The sequence below is a fragment of the Candidatus Pelagisphaera phototrophica genome (assembly GCF_014529625.1).
Taxonomy (GTDB): domain Bacteria; phylum Verrucomicrobiota; class Verrucomicrobiia; order Opitutales; family Opitutaceae; genus Pelagisphaera; species Pelagisphaera phototrophica.
Genome location: NZ_CP076039.1, coordinates 1,637,416 through 1,655,800, shown reverse-complemented (window position 1 = coordinate 1,655,800; position 18,385 = coordinate 1,637,416). Strand labels below are relative to the sequence as shown.

At 50.0% G+C, this 18,385-nt stretch carries 12 protein-coding genes; all 12 read left to right on the top strand.

What is annotated here, in order from left to right:
• Nucleotides 1-22 precede the first annotated feature (22 nt).
• A complete protein-coding gene (locus GA004_RS07125) occupies nucleotides 23-1,696 on the top strand; it encodes a glycoside hydrolase family 32 protein (protein WP_283396628.1) in 1,674 nt (557 codons plus the stop codon).
• Nucleotides 1,697-1,706: 10 nt separating this feature from the next.
• The gene (locus tag GA004_RS07120; RefSeq protein WP_283396627.1) at nucleotides 1,707-3,092 is read left to right on the top strand and encodes a sulfatase-like hydrolase/transferase; all 1,386 of its coding nucleotides are present in this window, start codon (nucleotides 1,707-1,709) and stop codon (nucleotides 3,090-3,092) included.
• 19 nt (nucleotides 3,093-3,111) lie between these two features.
• Nucleotides 3,112-4,539 (top strand): sulfatase family protein, encoded by a 1,428-nt coding sequence (locus tag GA004_RS07115; protein WP_283396626.1) that lies wholly within the window; start codon nucleotides 3,112-3,114, stop codon nucleotides 4,537-4,539.
• A 4-nt stretch (nucleotides 4,540-4,543) separates the two neighbouring features.
• Nucleotides 4,544-6,316, top strand: a complete 1,773-nt coding sequence (locus GA004_RS07110) for an arylsulfatase (protein ID WP_283396625.1) — start codon at nucleotides 4,544-4,546, stop codon at nucleotides 6,314-6,316.
• Nucleotides 6,317-6,354: 38 nt separating this feature from the next.
• A complete protein-coding gene (locus GA004_RS07105; RefSeq protein WP_283396624.1) occupies nucleotides 6,355-7,341 on the top strand; it encodes a family 43 glycosylhydrolase in 987 nt (328 codons plus the stop codon).
• Between the two features lie 82 nt (nucleotides 7,342-7,423).
• Nucleotides 7,424-8,926, top strand: coding sequence for a sulfatase (locus tag GA004_RS07100; protein WP_283396623.1), 1,503 nt, complete (start codon nucleotides 7,424-7,426; stop codon nucleotides 8,924-8,926).
• Nucleotides 8,927-9,051: 125 nt separating this feature from the next.
• Nucleotides 9,052-9,972, top strand: coding sequence for a carbohydrate kinase family protein (locus GA004_RS07095; RefSeq protein WP_283396622.1), 921 nt, complete (start codon nucleotides 9,052-9,054; stop codon nucleotides 9,970-9,972).
• A 165-nt stretch (nucleotides 9,973-10,137) separates the two neighbouring features.
• Nucleotides 10,138-11,508 carry a sulfatase family protein gene (locus tag GA004_RS07090; protein ID WP_283396621.1) on the top strand — a complete coding sequence of 457 codons (1,371 nt, stop codon included), beginning with the start codon at nucleotides 10,138-10,140 and terminating at the stop codon, nucleotides 11,506-11,508.
• Between the two features lie 17 nt (nucleotides 11,509-11,525).
• Nucleotides 11,526-13,007 carry a sulfatase gene (locus GA004_RS07085; RefSeq protein WP_283396620.1) on the top strand — a complete coding sequence of 494 codons (1,482 nt, stop codon included), beginning with the start codon at nucleotides 11,526-11,528 and terminating at the stop codon, nucleotides 13,005-13,007.
• Between the two features lie 819 nt (nucleotides 13,008-13,826).
• Nucleotides 13,827-16,049 carry a TonB-dependent receptor gene (locus tag GA004_RS07080; RefSeq protein WP_283396619.1) on the top strand — a complete coding sequence of 741 codons (2,223 nt, stop codon included), beginning with the start codon at nucleotides 13,827-13,829 and terminating at the stop codon, nucleotides 16,047-16,049.
• 71 nt (nucleotides 16,050-16,120) lie between these two features.
• Nucleotides 16,121-16,711, top strand: coding sequence for a MerC domain-containing protein (locus tag GA004_RS07075; RefSeq protein ID WP_283396618.1), 591 nt, complete (start codon nucleotides 16,121-16,123; stop codon nucleotides 16,709-16,711).
• Between the two features lie 393 nt (nucleotides 16,712-17,104).
• Entirely contained in the window at nucleotides 17,105-18,226 is a 1,122-nt protein-coding gene (locus GA004_RS07070) for an NHL repeat-containing protein (protein ID WP_283396617.1), read from the top strand.
• Nucleotides 18,227-18,385: the final 159 nt, after the last annotated feature.

The following is an 18,385-nucleotide window of genomic DNA, read 5'->3' as shown; positions in this document are numbered from 1 at the left end:
AATTAATAGAATTAGAATATAAATGAAACGAACCCATATCCTATTGATATTGGCTGTGAGTATCTCAGTCACTACTTTTGTCGCAGCCCAGACTTCTTCCAGTCAATACGCTTCCCCAGTTCCCCGGTTCACCTTTTCGGAGACTCTTGAGAAACAGGAAAAAGAACTGGCCGATAACTCTTTGCTCAAACGCTTTCATGAGTCGCGAGCAAAGCTATTAGAAGATCCCCATTACCCTCGTTACCATTTTAGCAGTCCGGAGAACCGCCTGAACGACCCCAATGGACTGAGCTATTGGAACGGTCAGTGGCACATGTTCTACCAAGGTTATCCGCCAGAAGACCCTCGTCAGCACTGGGGGCACGCGGTCAGCGATGATCTCATACATTGGCGGGACCTTCCCTACGCCATTTATCCTGATCCGGAACGCGCTTGCTTTTCGGGTAATGTAATCATCGAGGAGGACCGTGCGATTGCCATGTATCATGGCACTGAAGTGGGAACGATGGTTGCCGTATCCAGTGATCCCTTACTTTTAAACTGGGAAAAGGTCACTGGCCAAGCAGTGATTCCCGAATGGACTGCTGGGCCTCCACCTCTACCGAACCGCATATTCGATCCGGCCATTTTCAAAGAAGGTGATTACTACTACACCCTCACTGCTGGCCAAACTGCAGACGGCCCGGGAGGTAAAAACGTTCGTGCTACGTATCTACATCGTTCTTCCGACTTGGAAAACTGGCAATACATCCATCAATTTCTGGAAGATGATCGTTACGGGATGGTGGGTGATGATGGGGCCTGCCCTTACTTCTGGCCGATCGGGAAGAATGAGGAAAAGCACATGCTCATTCACTACAGTCATACCAGTGGCGGAAAATGGATGCTTGGAGATTTTGATAAGAAGCGCCTGAAATTTAAAGTGACCGATGGGGGAGACTTTAATCACGGGCCATCTGCTCCCGGTGGCGTACATGCTCCGTCCGTGTTTCCGGATGGTAAAGGCGGCCTCATTACCATCTTCAATATGAATCCTGGTTACCCCAGCAAGGGCTGGAATCAACTAATGTCCCTACCACGAAGGATCACTTTGGAGCCGGATGATATTTGGGATCCCATCCGTCAGGAACCGGCCGGAGATTATGCTTCGCTACGTGGAGATCATGAGAGAGTCAAAAACCTCAGCTTACCGGCCAATGAGGACGTGGTCCTGAAAACCATTTCTGGTAACACCATGGAACTGATTGCGGAAATCGATCCGAATTCAGCGCAAACGATAGAACTGGAACTACTTCGTTCTCCAGGAGGTGAAGAAAAAACCCGTATTATCATCCAGCCTGAGAAGGGTTACAGCCCAAGAACCTTCGGTCTAGATGACATGCGGGCTCGCAGAGCTGCGGGAGAGGTCATGTCCGACACCGTGGTTACGCTCGACAATACACGTTCCTCGATTCTTCCAACAGCTGCGTCCCGTCCACCTGAGATGGATAGTTTCAAACGGGGCAAAGGAGAACCGCTCAAACTCCACATCTTTATCGACCGCAGTGTGGTCGAAGTTTTCGTAAACGGAAAAGCATGTGTGGCGGCACGCACATATCCGGGACGCGAAGACAGTCTTGGAGTTGCCTTGCGTGCTCAGGGTGCGGATGCGAAACTGGTCTCACTCGATGCCTGGCAAATGGGCACCATCTATTAATCGGGATACTATGAGAGCGTTGGTTTTACTGATTATGTTTCTAGGATTGTCTGCGGCAGTCGCTGCAGACAGGCCGAATATCATTCTTATTCTGGCCGACGACCAAGGCTGGAACGCGCTTTCCACTCGGATGCATCCAGATATCCCGGGATCCGGCAGCACTTATTACCAGACGCCGAGGCTCGTGCAATTAGCCAAGGAAGGTATGCGCTTCTCGCAGGCCTACGCTCCAGCACCCACCTGTTCGCCTACGCGCTATGCCATCCAATTTGGGCGCAGTCCCTCCAGTCTCCAGATCTGGGGAGCAGATAATATCGGCAAGAATGTCGATGCGGCCGTGACGGACTCCCTGGCCAATCGCCTTAAAAAAGCAAACCCGGATTACGTATGCGCGCATATGGGCAAATGGCATATCGAATGGGAGCCTTCGGAACTCGGCTATGATGTGGCCGAATATGGTGATGGGCACGACCCCAACGTAACGAGGGGGAAAAATCGGAACAACCCGGATTCTCCACACCCGAGAGATCCGAGATTCATCTTCAGTCTGACTCGTAAGGCCAATGCCTTTATGGAGAAGCAGGTTCAGGAAGACCGACCCTTCTTCCTCCAGATTTCTCACTACGCCAATCATCTCACTTACCAGGCTCTCCCAGAAACCATTGAAAAGTACAAGACTCAGCACGCGAAAAAGGCAACGCCCTACCAAAACAGTCCAGTTTGGGCCGCCATGAATGAGAACCTCGATGCGGGCGTAGGAAGCGTTCTGGACAAAATCGATGAACTGGGAATTCGGGAGAATACCTACGTCATCTACACCGCCGACAACGGCTACGAAGACAAACACGATTACCACAAGCCTGTTGACCAGCGAGGTTATTACAAAGCCTTCCCGCAACGCAGTCACAAGTATCATGTAAGCGAAGGTGGTATTCGTGTACCCTTTATTGTCCGTGGACCAGGAATCCCTGCGAATACCCATTCTGCTGAACCGGTGGTGGGAACGGATATCTACGCGACTGCGATGGATATCATCAATGGCACCCGTCAGTTTCCAGATACAGTCGAGGGTGGTTCCCTACTCGATCACCTGAAAAGCAGCGGTGAACAACCTATCCGCCGCAAAGACCCCTTCCTCGTTTTCAAATATACCAAGCCCAACAACCGTCACGATCTCACCATCGTTCAGGGGCGGCACAAGCTCATCAAGGATGCCGACTCCGATCAGCTACTACTCTACGACCTGGTGGAGGATATTGGAGAAAGTAAAAATCTGGCTGAGGAAAAACCAGAGATGACCAAACAACTCTACGCTCAACTGACGGCCTACTTCAAACGCCTCGATTGGGATGAATCAGAAATTCCAAAAATCAATTTGGAGGGCCGAAGGAATTAGGAACTTACCAACTACTCGCATGCACCATAAGAAAACGTTTTCCGTATTCCTAATACTTCTTTACCCCTACTTGGCCTCCCTCGCGGCGGACAAACCCAACGTGGTGCTCATGTTCATTGATGACATGGGCTACGGTGACATAGGTCCGTTTGGCAACACAGTGAACCAGACACCCAACCTGGACCGGATGGCCCAGGAAGGAAACCGGTTAACTCAGTATTATACTTCAAACACTGCTTGTACCCCGTCCCGCGCTGCTTTGATGACCGGAACCTATGCCGCACGTATCGGAATGGATGGTACGGTCTGTTTTCCCAACGAAAAACGGGGGCTCAACCCAACCGAGTTAACAATTGGCGATGCCATGAAATCCGTGGGTTACAGAACCGGTATATTTGGCAAGTGGCACCTTGGCGATCAACGCGAGTTTCTCCCTTTGCAAAACGGCTTTGATGAATATTTTGGAATCCCCTACTCCAACGACATGTGGCCCTTTAACCTGAATGGCCATCGACATACTAAAGAAACCTACACCCCGCTTCCGGTCCTCAGACAAAACAAAGTGGTAGCCTATGTAAGTGATGGCGCCGACCAATCCCTCCTTTGTGAGGTGATCACCGATGAGGCGGTTAAGTTCATAAAGAAACACAAAGACCAACCTTTCTTCCTTTATATACCGCACGCCTATGTTCATCTGCCACGTTTCGGAAGATTGGATCTAGCTAAAAAGGCGGAAGGTGATATTGATCGAGCAACTGTTGAGGAAGTCGATACCAGTGTGGGACGAATTCTGGATACATTGGAGGAACTGGGAATCGATGAGAATACCCTCTTCATTTTCACTTCTGACAATGGTCCCGCACGCGGCATGAGCGCCGGACCGCTTCGCGGAAACAAAGGCGGTCCGAAGTACGAAGGGCATATGCGAGAGCCCACCCTCACCTGGTGGCCGGGAACGATTCCCGCCGGTCAGGTCACTGAAGCGATAACCGCTTCTATCGATGTATTACCCTCCTTGGCCAAATTGGTCGGAGCCGAAATGCCCGCCGACAGGATAACTGATGGGAAAAACTCCCTGAATGCCCTGCTCGGGAATGCGAAAGCTAAGTCTGCACATAAGGTCCTTTTCTACGAAATCGATGCCATCCGCCGCGGGAACTGGAAACTGGTTCGCGGAGCTAAAGGAAAGTTCGAGCTCTACAATTTGAAGAACGATCTGGGTGAAACCAGGAACCTGATCGAAAAACGCCCCGAGCTGGCAAAGGAGTTGAACGCAATCCTCGATTCCCATGCAGAAGAGCTTGCTGCCAATTCGCGCCCTCCCGGAATGCTGGACCACTCAGATTTTCTGATCAGCGAACCAGGGAACTTACCCAAACTCCGAGACTATTTAGGGATGAAAAATTTCGAAGCGTTGGAGCGATCTAATTTAATCCTTATGAAATAAATCTATGAAGAATATCAAAAACTGTTACCTTATGGTTCTTGCGCTTTGTTTCGCGCTTTCTTCTACCCTCGCAGCAGACCGTCCCAACGTCATCCTGATCCTGACCGATGATCAGGGCTATGGTGACTACAGCTGTCATGGGAATCCATTGTTGAAGACCCCGGAACTCGACAAACTCCACGCAGAAAGCATCCGTCTGACAGATTTTCATGTGGCTCCCATGTGCACTCCAACACGTGGCCAATTGATGACGGGAATGGACGCTATGCGAAACGGAGCGACAGCGGTTTGCCAAGGACGCTCTATGATGGGGAATGGAATTCCATTAATGCCCGAGTACTTTGCTAAAGCCGGTTACTCGACCGGGCACTTTGGCAAATGGCACCTCGGCGATAGCTACCCGCACCGTCCACAGGATCGTGGTTTTCAGGAGACACTGCATCATCCGGCATGGGGCATTACCTCGTTGGCCGATCACTTTGGAAACTCCTACTGGGACCCCTGGCTGCAGCACAACGGTGTAGAGAAACGCTACGAAGGCTACTGCACCGATATCTTTTTCGATGAAGCGATAGACTGGATGAAAGAGCAGAAGAAAGCGGACAAACCTTTCTTTCTCTACCTTCCGACCAATACACCCCACGTGCCCAACTGGGTGGATGAAGAGTATTCCAAACCCTACGCGGAGGTGGGGACCTTTAACGGGGTCGAGGTTCCGGCCGACTTTTATGGCATGATCGCCAATATTGATGAGAATATGGGCAGGCTCGAAACTTTCCTCAAAAAAGAAGGATTAAAAGACAATACCCTCCTGATCTATCTGAATGACAACGGTACGCAGAGTAAAGCGGCTTCAGAAATTTACAATGCGGGCATGCAAGGATTCAAGCGGGGCATGTTCGATGGAGGGCATCGGGTTGCCAGTTTCTGGCGCTGGCCTGAAGGATTAGATGGTGCCCGAGACATCGGTGATCTGACCCAGGTTCAGGACATTCTTCCTACACTGGCGGAGTTGTGCGATCTGCCGAAACCATCGGCTGAAACCAACGGAGCCAGCCTCGCGAAACTGTTGCAGGGAAAACAATCCAAATTGGATGACCGGAAAATCGTGATTCAATACTCCAACCGCAATACCTCAGCCGTTCGCTGGGATCATGCCATTGTGCTTTGGGACAAGTGGCGTCTGGTGGGACAGGATACGCTCCACAATATTGCCACCGATCCGCATCAGGATAAGAATATCGTTAAGCAATACCCGGAAATCGCACAGGAAATGCGGGATCATTACGAGCAATGGTATGCCGAAGCCAAACTCCGTTTCGACACGCCCCGCTACATTACCGTAGGGAGCGATACAGAACCAAGTTTGACGCTCTTTTCCAACGACTGGCAGGGAGGTTACTGTGACAACCCACCCAACCTGGTGGCCGCCAATACCACGGGATACTGGGACATCGAAGTAGCAGAGGCCGGGACCTATGAATTTGAACTGCGTCGTTGGCCAGAATCGGCAAATTTGGCTTTGAGCTCGGGTGTTGAGGGAGAAAAAATTAAGGCTCACAATCCGTTCATAGGTTATGTAGGGGAACGCCCGATACACTACGCAAGCATTCATGTCGCTGGGTTTCAGGAGACAACAGTCCCGAGAAAGGGTGCGACTCATGCCACCTTTACTGCGAATTTGGACGCTGGAAAGACGAAGCTAAGCACTCTCTTTTCAGATATAGATGGAAACGAGTTGTGTAGTGCGATCTATGTGAAGGTTACCCGTAAGTAGCCTCCAAAATCTTTTTTCTTTTTCCGGTTTCAAAATTAATGATCAAAACAAGAGTAGAAACACGGCTGAGAACAACTGTGGTTATGATGGTGGCGGTTCTAGTTGCCTGCGTTGCTCGAGGACATAAGAGCGTGTTGGCTGACAAGATACCCGAAGAGTTGATCGAAGTAACCGATAGAGAGGTCTATGTGGAGGAACTCGATGTACCTGATAAGCATCATCATGACCCGTCGAATATTATCAAGTACAACGATCAATACTATCTATGGTACACCCAGCATCCGGAAGTGACCAACGGCTGGGAAGGTCACATCCGTCTGGCAACTTCCGCCGATGGACTAGATTGGACCGCCCAAGGCGTCGCCATCCCGGTTGGCGAAAGTGGCGATATAGATGATAAGGCCGCCATTACATCTTACGTCGTTCCCTATGACGGGAAGTACTACCTCTTTTACACCGCTTATGGAAGCGCTGCAGAACTGAAAGGCATCAGCTATGCCGTCGCGGACACACCGGACGGCCCCTGGAGGAAGTCAGGCAAAAAACTCCTGTGGCCCAGTGGCAATAAGGAGGAGTGGGACGGTGTTCATATCGACGATACCAACATCATTTTCTTCGATAATAAGTGGTTTCTCTATTACAAAGGGAGACCGTTTGGAGCAGAGCCATCCGAAACAAAAATCGGGGTGGCAACTTCTGATAATCTTCTTGGTCCCTACGAGAAATATGAAAAGAGTCCTGTGTTTCCTGGCCACGCCTTCACAACCTGGGTTCACCGCGGTGGGGTAGCCGCTTTTGGATACGGTACATTCTGGTCGGAAGATGGATTCACCTTTGAAAAGACCTCTGATTGGACACCCAGAACGGTAGGACTTTACTGTCCGGAAAATTTTGGAAACGGGGTCAACAACAACGGCGTTTTATGGGGAATGAAGGTAAAATTCCCTGAGGACAGATGTCGGTATATCACTCGAATGGAACTTCCTGTCCTTGATCTTTCAAATTTGAAAAAGACAGCCCCATAGGAAGTAGGATGTTCTGGTCGAGAGGAAAACAAGATATATAGAAAGCGGGCAATTCATTAATCTAAAATCATCTAACAACAACATGAATATTATCTCAGTGTTTTTGGCTCTCGTCCTGGCTTTTATTTTTCCGCTATCGCTGCTAGCCAAGGAACGACCACCTGTGGTGAGCTTGTCGAAGCCAAACGTCCTCTTCATCGCCATTGATGATATGAATGATTGGACCACCCTCTTTGATGAGGGGAATCCGATCCAGACACCCAATCTCAAGAGACTCGCAGCACGAGGAACCTTTTTCAGCCGTGCCTATTGTGCGTCACCGGGTTGCAATCCATCGCGAACGGCGATCATGACCGGCTATCGTCCGACGACCTCTGGTGTTTACGGGAACCGTACTCCCTGGGCAGAGATTATGCCCGACACAGTAACGATCCCTAAGTACTTTGAGCTAAACGGTGGTTATGCCACGCGAGGTGCGGGAAAAATTTTCCATCACGGTGTAACGGGAAAGGAGCCTAAAGGCAAACCCGCCTTCCAAGAGTTTTTTAAGAAACTGGATATACGTGGACCTGGAGCCGGAAAGAATTACAACGGTTACAAGCCCGACCAAAATCCTCGGCTGGGGAAAATTGCATTCGATTGGGGGGTTCATGATCAAAAGATGATCGATGACGACATGTGCGAGTACGTAGAGGCCCAAATGGAGAAGTCCTGGGACAAGCCGATCTTTCTGGCCGCCGGAATTTTCAATCCGCATCTTCCGTTTTACGCGCCTCAGGAAACCTTCGACCGTTACCCTTTTGAATCCCTCCGCATGCCTCCTATGCCGAAAGGTGATCTCGACGATGTGGGCGAGATGGCCCGACGTATGGTCCGCAAGGAATACTGGATCTGGGACAACACCACGAATCAGTCACGCGGAGCACCAGGAAGCCTTCCAAGTATGGTGCAGGCCTACCAGGCTGCGGCGGACTACGCCGACCAAATGGTGGGGCGTTTAATCGACAAGCTCGACGCAACCAGCATGGCTGACAATACCATCATCGTGCTCTGGTCCGACCATGGTTATCATTTGGGCGATAAGGAAACTGCAGTAAAATTTACACTCTGGGAAAAAGCCAACCGAGTCCCGTTTATCATCGTTGCTCCAGGTATCACAATTCCGGGTACTCGAATCGAGCAACCGGTAGGACTCATCGACATCTATCCCACTTTACTTGAGCTGGCCGGTTTACCACCCAAGGGGGACAACGATGGACTGAGCCTGGTACCGCTCCTTAAAAATCCCGATGGTAAATGGGTTCGCCCTGCCCTCATGAATGAAGGGCCTGGGAACCATGCGGTACGCTCGGAGCGCTGGCGTTATATTCGCTACAACACAGGAGACGAGGAACTCTACGACCACCGCAATGATCCCTGGGAGCACACCAACCTAGCGAGCGATCCACGGTATGCGGGTGTCATTGCCGAACACCGAAAGTGGTTACCCAAAAACGAAGCTCCCGGCGTAGCCATGGACCACTTGCTCAGGCCAGTCCCAGCTCCGGGAATCGGACTGCCGGAGAATCTGTCGAATCGGCCTTAGTTTCTAGTTATGTTCCTTTCGCTACTTATTGATATTCTGACCCAACTACCCTTTCACTGGATTTGCGGCAATTTGCGTGTACTGCTCGGCGAAAAAGGACAGAAACTGAAGTCGGGTAATTGGATATGATTAACCACCAACCCATCGCGGTAGGTCTCGGAGAATTGCTCTGGGACATGCTACCGAAAGGCAAACAGATTGGTGGCGCTCCATTTAATTTCGCAAGGCATTGTAACCAGTTGGGGTTAGAAGGGTTTCCGGTCAGTCAAATTGGAATAGACGAATTGGGGAATGAGACAGTGTCCTTGCTAAAAGATTGGGGGATTACCCCAGACTTTGTTTCTAGAGACCCGCAGCATAAAACAGGAACCGTGAACATTCGACTAGATGACCAGGGAAAACCCAACTATGAGATCCGCGATGATGCCGCCTGGGATTTCATACAGCATAATCTGCTCCTAGAGCAACTTGCCCCAAAAGTAGATATAGTGTGCTTTGGGACGCTTGCACAACGAAGTGATGCTTCCAGATTTACCATTTATAGTTTTTTGGATCGCATGTCTTCAGATGCGATCAAACTGTTTGATGTAAATTTGCGTCAACATTTCTATTCGATTGGATCGATTGAAGCTTCGTTGGAACGAGCCAGTATTCTCAAATTGAGTGACGAGGAATTGCCCGTATTGAAAAACGCATTCTCGCTCAGCGGATCGGTGGAGGTACAGCTGTCTGAACTCAAGAACCGATTCGAGCTCAAGCTCATTGCCTACACACGTGGGGCGGAAGGGAGCTTCCTCATCGATGGCTCGGGAACTGACGACCATCCTGGTAACACAATAACAACTATTGATACGATTGGCGCAGGAGATTCTTTCTCAGCGACTTTGTGTGCGGGTTTACTGCAAGGGCTACCCCTCGCCCAGCTTAATGAAAACGCCAACCAAGTGGCTGCCTATGTTTGTTCCCAACGCGGTGCGACTCCCGCGTTACCCGAGTCCATCGTCAAGAATGTATCATATTCCACAAGTAGCATACCCAAAATATGAACTTTTCTCGATAACGATCAATCGCTTGATATCTTCTGCTTTTTGAATGAATCAGACATCCAACTATTCCGTCTGCAAATACAAGAATGTCGTAATCGTCACTTACAGCAACTAGAACGAACTCGAAGATCGTCGTTTCAAGTCAAGCGATGCAAAAGTAAGACAATGAAGAATCCATATCTCCAATTTCTCATTGCTGTCATGGCAATACTCTCCTGCTCCGCCGCAGATCGGCCAAATATACTAATTATATTTACCGACGATCAGGGCTATGGCGATGTTGGTTGTTACGGCAATGAGCTGATCAAAACGCCTCGCCTGGATCAGTTGGCTCGAGAAGGGACGCGCTTCACGGATTTCTACGCTCAACCGGTATGTGGGCCATCGCGCTCCGCGCTGTTGACGGGACGCTATCCGATTCGAAGCAAGGGCTGGAATATGCCGACTGATGAAATAACCATTGCTGAACTGCTGAAACCTGCTGGCTATCAGACTGCCTGTATTGGCAAATGGGACGTTTCGAACCGTAAGGCCATCCTGGATCGTATGCCGAACGCCCAAGGCTTCGATTACTACTTTGGCCCGCTCGGAGCGAACGACGGCGGGACTGTGAAATTTCATCAGAACAACGAACCCGCCGGGCAAACTACCAACATGGGAAGCCTGACTCGCTTGTATACCAATAAGGCCATCGACTATTTGGATAATAAACGGATTTCAGATCAACCCTTCCTGCTTTATCTGGCGCATACGATGATGCACACCAACATCGATGCCTCTCCCAAGTTCAAAGGAACCTCAGAGGGAGGGCTGTACGGTGACGTGGTGGAAGAATTCGATTTTGAAACCGGTCGATTGCTAGACCGAATCGATGAGCTCGGATTAGGCGAAAATACGCTAGTCATTTTCACGTCCGACAATGGCCCCTGGAGTCAGCCTCGATACACCCTCGTAAAACAGGGTCGCATCGGAAGACCCAACAGCAGCAATCCAAACTGGTTTATGCCAGATGGCACTGTATTTTGGGGTGACCCAGGTCCTCTAAGAGGCGCTAAAGGCTCCGCATATGAAGGGGGCTCCCGAGTTCCCTGCGTTGTTCGGTGGCCGGGAAAAGTTCCAGCTGGAAAGACCTCGAGTGCCCTTTGGGCTACCATTGATTTTTTACCAACCATCGCTTCCCTAGCCGGCGCCGATCTGCCTTCGGGCAGAGCGATCGATGGCCAGGATCAAAGCGATCTCCTTTTTGGAAAGACCGACCGTGGCCGCGAAACGTTTATCTACGATCAAACAAGACAGGTGGACAGTCCTTATCTGGGAATAGGCATTCGCAAAGGAAACTGGAAGCTACTACTTCCGGGTCGCGAACCATCAAAACCACACCGATATGTTATGGACTATGGGACCAATAACTACGAGCTCTACGACTTAAAAGCCGACATCGGAGAACGTTGGAATCTGGCCCATGACTATCCTGAGGTTGTCAAAGCGCTCGAAAATGAGCTCAATCAGTTTAAGGCAGCAATCGAAATAGAATAATTGTTTTGAGACTACATATGAATTTTACCCCATCCAGAAATGCATTCACAATAGCTTTATTGATAGCGGGCATCGGCCTGCTTTGCGGATGTGCGAACCAAAACCAAACGGCCACCAAGCCCAACGTTCTGTTTATCGCCATCGATGACATGAACGACTGGACCACTTTGTTCGATCCGAACAACCCCATCCAGACGCCCAATTTGGAACGCTTAGCCTCCCGCGGCACGTTCTTTAACAAAGCCTATTGCGTATCCCCTGCCTGCAATCCTTCCCGGACCGCCATTCTTACCGGACAGCACCCTTCCACCACGGGCGTCTATGGCAACAAGGACAGTTGGCGGACGCTGGTTCCAGATGCTGTGACCCTGCCTCAGTATTTCAAAGAGCAGGGTTACTCCACTCAAGGGGCTGGGAAGATTTTTCATCATGGGGAAGCGGGACGCGACCGTGTGGATAGCCCTTCCTTTGAGGCTTTTTTTGATATGCTGGCCACCCGAGCACCGGAAGCCAACCACAACGGCTACACCGATGGACTACTCGCACTAACTGTTTTCGATTGGGGATTACACGATCAGAAAATCATCGATCTGGATACGGTAGAATGGGTTGAGGCGGCCATGGATAAACCACAGAACAAACCCGTCTTTATGGCGGCTGGAATATTCCGACCTCACATGCCTTTCTACTCCGACCAAGCAACTTGGGATCGGTACCCCTACGAGACGCTCAAAATGCCAGAGTACAAGGAAGGTGATTTGGAAGACGTTGGCGATATTGCTCGCAACATGGCACAGAAAGAATTTTTCATCACCGATAACGTGCTGGGGAAGCCTGAGCGGAATCCAGGGAGCCTTCACACTTTCGTCAAGAGCTATCAAGCCGCGTCCGACTATGCGGATCAAATGGTAGGTCGTCTTCTCGACAAGCTCGATGCCACTGGTCAGGCCGACAAAACCATCATTGTGCTGTTTTCAGATCATGGATACCATCTGGGAGACAAGGAAAGCTGTGTAAAGTTCACACTCTGGGAAAAAGCCAATCACGTGCCCTTCATCATCGTTGCGCCCGGAATCACCCAACCCGGTGCGGTATGTGATCAACCCGTGAGTCTGATCGACATTTATCCTACTCTCGTCGAACTGTGCAAGCTTCCTGAGAAACCCTACCTCGATGGGAAAAGCCTCCTGCCCCTTCTGAAGAATCCCGAAGCGAACTGGGACCGACCCGCCGTGATGACAATGGGACGCGGAAATCACGCCGTCCGTTCCAAGCTATGGCGCTACATCCGCTACAGCGATGGGACTGAAGAGCTATATAATCATGATGAAGATCCCCACGAGTGGCACAACTTGGCAGGCGAACCGAGCTACCATCAGATCAAGACCGAACATCGACGCTGGCTGCCCCAGCAAGAAGTACCCTGGCAAATCGACGAATCCAAAAACTGGATATACACCCGTGCCCTCTGGGACGATAAACCGGTAAACGAAAGGTAGCACAGGCATCTTGCCTGTGAAAACAGGCGAATACCCTACCCACTTTCTTAAACTACTTCCAAAGACTACGCATTGCTGCAACTCCGCAATCTGAATACTCAACGGCATACGCGGTCGCACTTCGTTTCCGTTTTCGTCAATAGGATACTGGGCGTTTTTGGCTTCGAGTGTGGCCATCAGTCCGCTCATCATTCGATTCAGCGGTTCTGGATTACTGCGAGCGAGGTCGTTCTGCTCGCTGGGATACTGTGCAAGATTAAAAAGCTTATAGCGGGTGCCTCCCGATTGAATAAGGTCGCCTGAAGTTTTCGCAATGGGTTGACTGTGATAGATCACCTTCCGATAAATTTTACGATATGTAGTTTAATAACTGCTACGGTATGGGCCACGAAGATCGTGCATGAGAAAAGCCTGAGCGTAGTCGCCGAGTATATTACCGAACAGTACATCCACTTCAACGGACTTCCTGGCGAGCAAGATGCCCTCTTCTTCGCCGAACCTTCTCGATACTCACTCGAATTTAAAAGTTTTCGGGATATCGGGTCCGTGCTATTTCAGAAGCAATAAAATCTTTTGGGATTTAATCAGTTTCAAACTGGGATTGCCTTCAAAAGAGGGAGGAACATGCCAGCTAATGAAACAGGATTTCGATATCTCAATGAAGGTCAGAACCAACAATACTGATATCCCTTCCACCAATAGGTGAAAGAAGGCGAATCGCAAAACCACTTTTCAGTTGGTCTCCACAACAGAAAGTTTTATTGCAAGTATTTTGCAATTGCACTTGCATTTAATGAAAGTACCTTGCATGATGCCCAAGTGATTAGAAATTTTTGCTTTTTGCTTCCAGGCATCTATCTAGCTGCCCTTCAAACTTTTGGACAAGCTAACGAGAGAGTCAGTACGGTTGACCTAGATGCAAGGATCATCACAGCGAGTCCATTTGTAGAAAAAAAGGCCGAACTGGTCAATTCTGCAGGCGAGCTATCAGGAGATGCCCTCAGGCGATCATCCGAGTCTTCATTAGGAGGAACTTTGTCAGGTCAAGCGGGTGTGCATTCGACCTATTTTGGCCCAGGAGCAGGTCGACCCATCATTCGCGGTTTTGACGGCGACAGGATCCGTATCCTTAACCAAGATCTGGATACCTTCGACGTATCGAATTCAAGCCCAGACCACGGCGTTAGCATTGAGCCGCTTTTCGCTGACGAAATCGAGGTTGTTCGAGGCCCTGCCACATTGCTTTACGGAAATGCAGCTATTGGTGGCGTGGTTAACGTACTGAGCAAGGAATTGCCTAGAAAGCGGGCATTCGCTCCTATTTCCGGTCAGGCCGAGGCCTACTATGGATCCGTATCGGACGAGCAGTCTTACGGCGTTTCTTTGCAAGGCGGTGAAGGAGACTTCGCTTGGAGTGCGGGATTCTTGGATCGGCAATCCAACGATTTTGAAATTCCCGGCTTTGCCGAGTCCATCTATCAAATGGAAGCCGAAGAGGAGGAGCATCATGATGAAGAGGAGCATCATGATGAGGAGCACGAAGAAGGAGAAGAACACGAGGATGAGCACGGCGATGAGGAAGAAGAGGAAGTGTTCGGCGTTTTGGAAAACAGCTTTGTTGATACACGTACCGGCTACCTCGGCCTAGCTTGGTTTGGAGACAAAGGCAGCTTGGCCATTTCTTACACCGACTACGCTTCCGACTATGGAGTTCCGGGTCATGCCCACGGGCACGAGGATGAGCACGGCCATGAGGAGGGCGAAGAACACGAAGAAGGTGAGGAGCATGAGGAAGAAGAGCATCACGACGAGGATGAACACGGCGACGAAGAATCAGTCAAACTCGATCTCGACCAGTCCCGCTTCACTTTGCGCGGCGAACTCATCGACCCGTTTGACTTCCTCAAGAGCCTCGAGATCGACTTCGCTTTGGGCGACTATCAGCACGTCGAAGTCGAAGGCAACGAAGTAGGCACCCTTTACGAGCGAGATGGCTACGAGCTACGCCTAACAGGCGTACACAATCCTGTGGGTGAATTTACCGGAGCTTACGGTTTTCAAGCCAAAGTAGATGACTTTTTGGCCGTCGGAGAAGAAGCCTTTATACCAAATTCCAAGACATCGCAATATGGCCTTTTTATAATGGAGCGATTGAACCAGAATTGGGGAGCTTGGGAGTTTGGTGGCAGAGTGGAGAGCATAGAGATCGATCCCGAAGATTCCAGCCTGGAAAAACGAAGCTTCGAAACGCTTAACGGATCTTTCGGCTTCGTGCGTCGAATCGATGAGAGCAGCACGTTTTCAGCGAATCTAGTTCTCGCGGAGCGGGCTCCCAATGCTACCGAAATATTCGCTTTCGGACCTCACGTAGGTACAAGAACTTTCGAAATTGGTAAGGCTTCAATAGACGAGGAGTTCTCAACCAGCCTTGATATGTCCTACCGATTGACAGCTGGAAAGATCACCGGAGAGGTTTCCGCCTTCTATTCTGATTTCACCAACTTTATTTATCTGCAGTTCCTCGATCACGAGGAAGTAGAATCGATCTATGGCGAAGACTTCGATACCGAGGGCTTGAATGTGTTCAGGGCAACGGCAGCGGACGCCAAATTCTACGGCTTCGAAGTCGATCTTCGCTATCATATAATTGACGAGGCGGATCAAGCCATGCACTTGGACCTCGTTTATGATCAGACAAGGGCTACAAACAAAAGCTTCGGTAATAACATGCCTCGCATCCCAGTGAGACGCCTTGGCTTGCGGTACGAGTATCAGAACAATGATTGGCTTTTCGGCTTAGAAGGTCGCTGGTACGACGAAGCCACTAATCTGGCTCCCAACGCTTTGCCCACCGACAGCTACACCCTGTTGAACGCGAACGTAAGCTACCGCATTCGAGCTTCTGAGACAGTCTCTGTCGATCTATTCGCAGCGGGCCACAACCTAGGAGACGAAGAAGCCCGCCCGAATACTTCGTTCTTGAAAGACTTGGCTCCGATGCCAGGTCGCAGCGTTAGACTCGGAGTAAGGACTTCCTTTTAGATCGGTATTTTGATATTGAAACAACCGTAGTTGCTCAACCAACAACATCTAACACTCATAACGAACGCACAATGAATATATCTACAAAGGGAGGGTGGCTCGACCAGATCGCTATCGCTCTGGCAGTCGTTTGTGGTATTCATTGTTTGATAACACCGATCTTACTAATAGCCCTGCCTATTTTGGGGACCACTTTTTGGAGTAGCTCGAACTTCCATTTTTGGATGCTTTGCTTCGTTCTGCCAACCACTGCTCTCGCTAGCATTTCGGGCTTCCGCAGGCACAGAAACAAAGGTGCCATTACACTCACGATAGTGGGTGTAGCTCTGCTTGTAACGGCGACTTTCTTGGAACGAGCCAGCTTACCAGGGAGTTCAGACGATGTGACATACACATCTGAAATTTCATCAGAAATCTCCTATTTAGCCATTCAGCAACTAAGCGTTGTGGCAAACGATTCTGAAAGTTCGCTCGCCGCCGAGGAATCCTGCGGAAGTTGTTGTGTCGTTCCGTCAAAGGCAAACGAAACACCCTCTCTCAGTCTAGCCGGGGTCACGTTCTCTAGTCCGATTTTTCTCAACTTTCTAGGAGGGCTTTTCCTAATAAGAGGACACTGGCTAAATTTTCGGCTTTGCAAGAGCTGTTCACAACTCCTCCAATAGACTAACTTTGCGGAGACTTTTGATCGAGACCGTTCACGAAGTGAATACAAATAAAGATCCCAAGAAAAACCTTCCTCGCTAAGTCAAGATCGCTCGACCTCGTCGACTTCCGAAGCGTTAGCGAGATATTCCTTATTTAGTCAGTATAGGGTCGTTCACTGCCCGAAATCCAGCACCGCTGATGCTGATGCTCAGGTTGATCCCGGACGGTCCTCCCTACCAAAGCAAAAGCCGACGACGAGACGGGATCTACCACAACTGTCTTTGCTCTGCTACCATCGCCCGCCAGGTGCTTCGTATAACTCAACCCATTGAGATCAAAACCGATGGAATGCGGTATCATGGCTTTCGACATTGCCAATGTGTCAATAGCTGCCTAATACTCGTTAAACCATGACCCTAACCAATCTCCCCATTCACCGGCGCAGGTTTTTGGCATCTACCTCTATTGCTACTGCAGCGGCGGCATTCGGAATTATTGGATGCAAGAAAACAGTTCGCACTCCAAAACGCTCATCCGGGATTTTCGTAGGAGAGGGCGAGTTCAAATACGAGGTAATCAATGACTGGGTTACGTTACCGGACCGCTATTCATGGCAGATTACCCACAACGTTGCGGTGGATAAGGATGGCTTTCTTTACGTGATCCATGAAGGGGACGAAGCACTGCCCGATCACCCTGCGATCTTTGTTTTTGATCCGGCGGGCCAATTCGTCAAAGCGTTCGGGAATCAGTTTCAGGGAGGCGGCCACGGCTTGGAGGTACGAGCAGAGGGAAATGAGCAGTTCCTCTATGTCACCGGTTATCAAAAATTGAAGACCTTCGCCAAACTCACGCTCGATGGCGAGGAGGTCTGGTCACACAAAGCTCCGATGGATGCCGGCGTCTATGCGGCAGATGAAAACACCAAAACGGACTTTAAAGATCGCACTGAGTTCTGGGGTCGAAATCATTTCCTCCCGACTAATTTCGCGTTCCTCCCAGATGGAGGGTTTTTCCTCGCGGACGGTTACGGAGCCTTTTTGATTCACCGATTCGACAAGCACGCAAACTACATGTCCTCATTCGGCGGGGAGGGAAATGAAGATGGCAAATTCAAAACGCCTCATGGCTTATGGATCGACAGCCGAGCCGATGAATCGCAAGTCGTCGTGGCCGATCGAGCCAACAAACGGCTTCAATGGTTTTCTCTCGACGGGAAACACAGGAAAACGATGGGAGGCTTCATTTTACCCGCTAACATCGATCAATTTGAAGACACTCTCCTGATTCCCGATTTGAGTGCTCGGATCACGATGCTGGACAAAGAGAACAGGCTGATCCATCTCGGCGAAGATCCGGATTGGCGAACGAAAGTCACCAAGGATAAAAATGCCATGCGCCGCGGACCGAGGGAAAACTGGGTTTCCGGAAAATTCGTGCACCCTCACGATGCCTGTTTTGCAGAAAACGGAGATATATACGTTGCTGAATGGGTAGCGACAGGACGTATATCCAAACTTCTCCGAGTTTAGATCCACCTCAAAACTTTTCTTGAACACTGCTCGGCGCAGTAGGGTCTCAGCTAGATCCTTTCTTTGTGATGCCAAAAAAGTGAATGAGTAGTCATGTAACGTTAGCTGACGAAAACCCATTATCTTAAAATCGCAATGTGGAGACTCTAATAATTAGCG

Excerpts from the sequence above, each read along its gene's own strand:
- GA004_RS07120 (WP_283396627.1), top strand. The coding sequence starts at position 1,707 with ATGAGAGCGTTGGTTTTACTGATTATGTTTCTAGGATTGTCTGCGGCA.
- GA004_RS07105 (WP_283396624.1), top strand. The coding sequence starts at position 6,355 with ATGATCAAAACAAGAGTAGAAACACGGCTGAGAACAACTGTGGTTATG.
- GA004_RS07085 (WP_283396620.1), top strand. The coding sequence starts at position 11,526 with ATGAATTTTACCCCATCCAGAAATGCATTCACAATAGCTTTATTGATA.
- GA004_RS07095 (WP_283396622.1), top strand. The coding sequence starts at position 9,052 with ATGATTAACCACCAACCCATCGCGGTAGGTCTCGGAGAATTGCTCTGG.
- GA004_RS07075 (WP_283396618.1), top strand. The coding sequence starts at position 16,121 with ATGAATATATCTACAAAGGGAGGGTGGCTCGACCAGATCGCTATCGCT.
- GA004_RS07090 (WP_283396621.1), top strand. The coding sequence starts at position 10,138 with ATGAAGAATCCATATCTCCAATTTCTCATTGCTGTCATGGCAATACTC.
- GA004_RS07115 (WP_283396626.1), top strand. The coding sequence starts at position 3,112 with ATGCACCATAAGAAAACGTTTTCCGTATTCCTAATACTTCTTTACCCC.
- GA004_RS07125 (WP_283396628.1), top strand. The coding sequence starts at position 23 with ATGAAACGAACCCATATCCTATTGATATTGGCTGTGAGTATCTCAGTC.
- GA004_RS07070 (WP_283396617.1), top strand. The coding sequence starts at position 17,105 with ATGACCCTAACCAATCTCCCCATTCACCGGCGCAGGTTTTTGGCATCT.
- GA004_RS07110 (WP_283396625.1), top strand. The coding sequence starts at position 4,544 with ATGAAGAATATCAAAAACTGTTACCTTATGGTTCTTGCGCTTTGTTTC.
- GA004_RS07100 (WP_283396623.1), top strand. The coding sequence starts at position 7,424 with ATGAATATTATCTCAGTGTTTTTGGCTCTCGTCCTGGCTTTTATTTTT.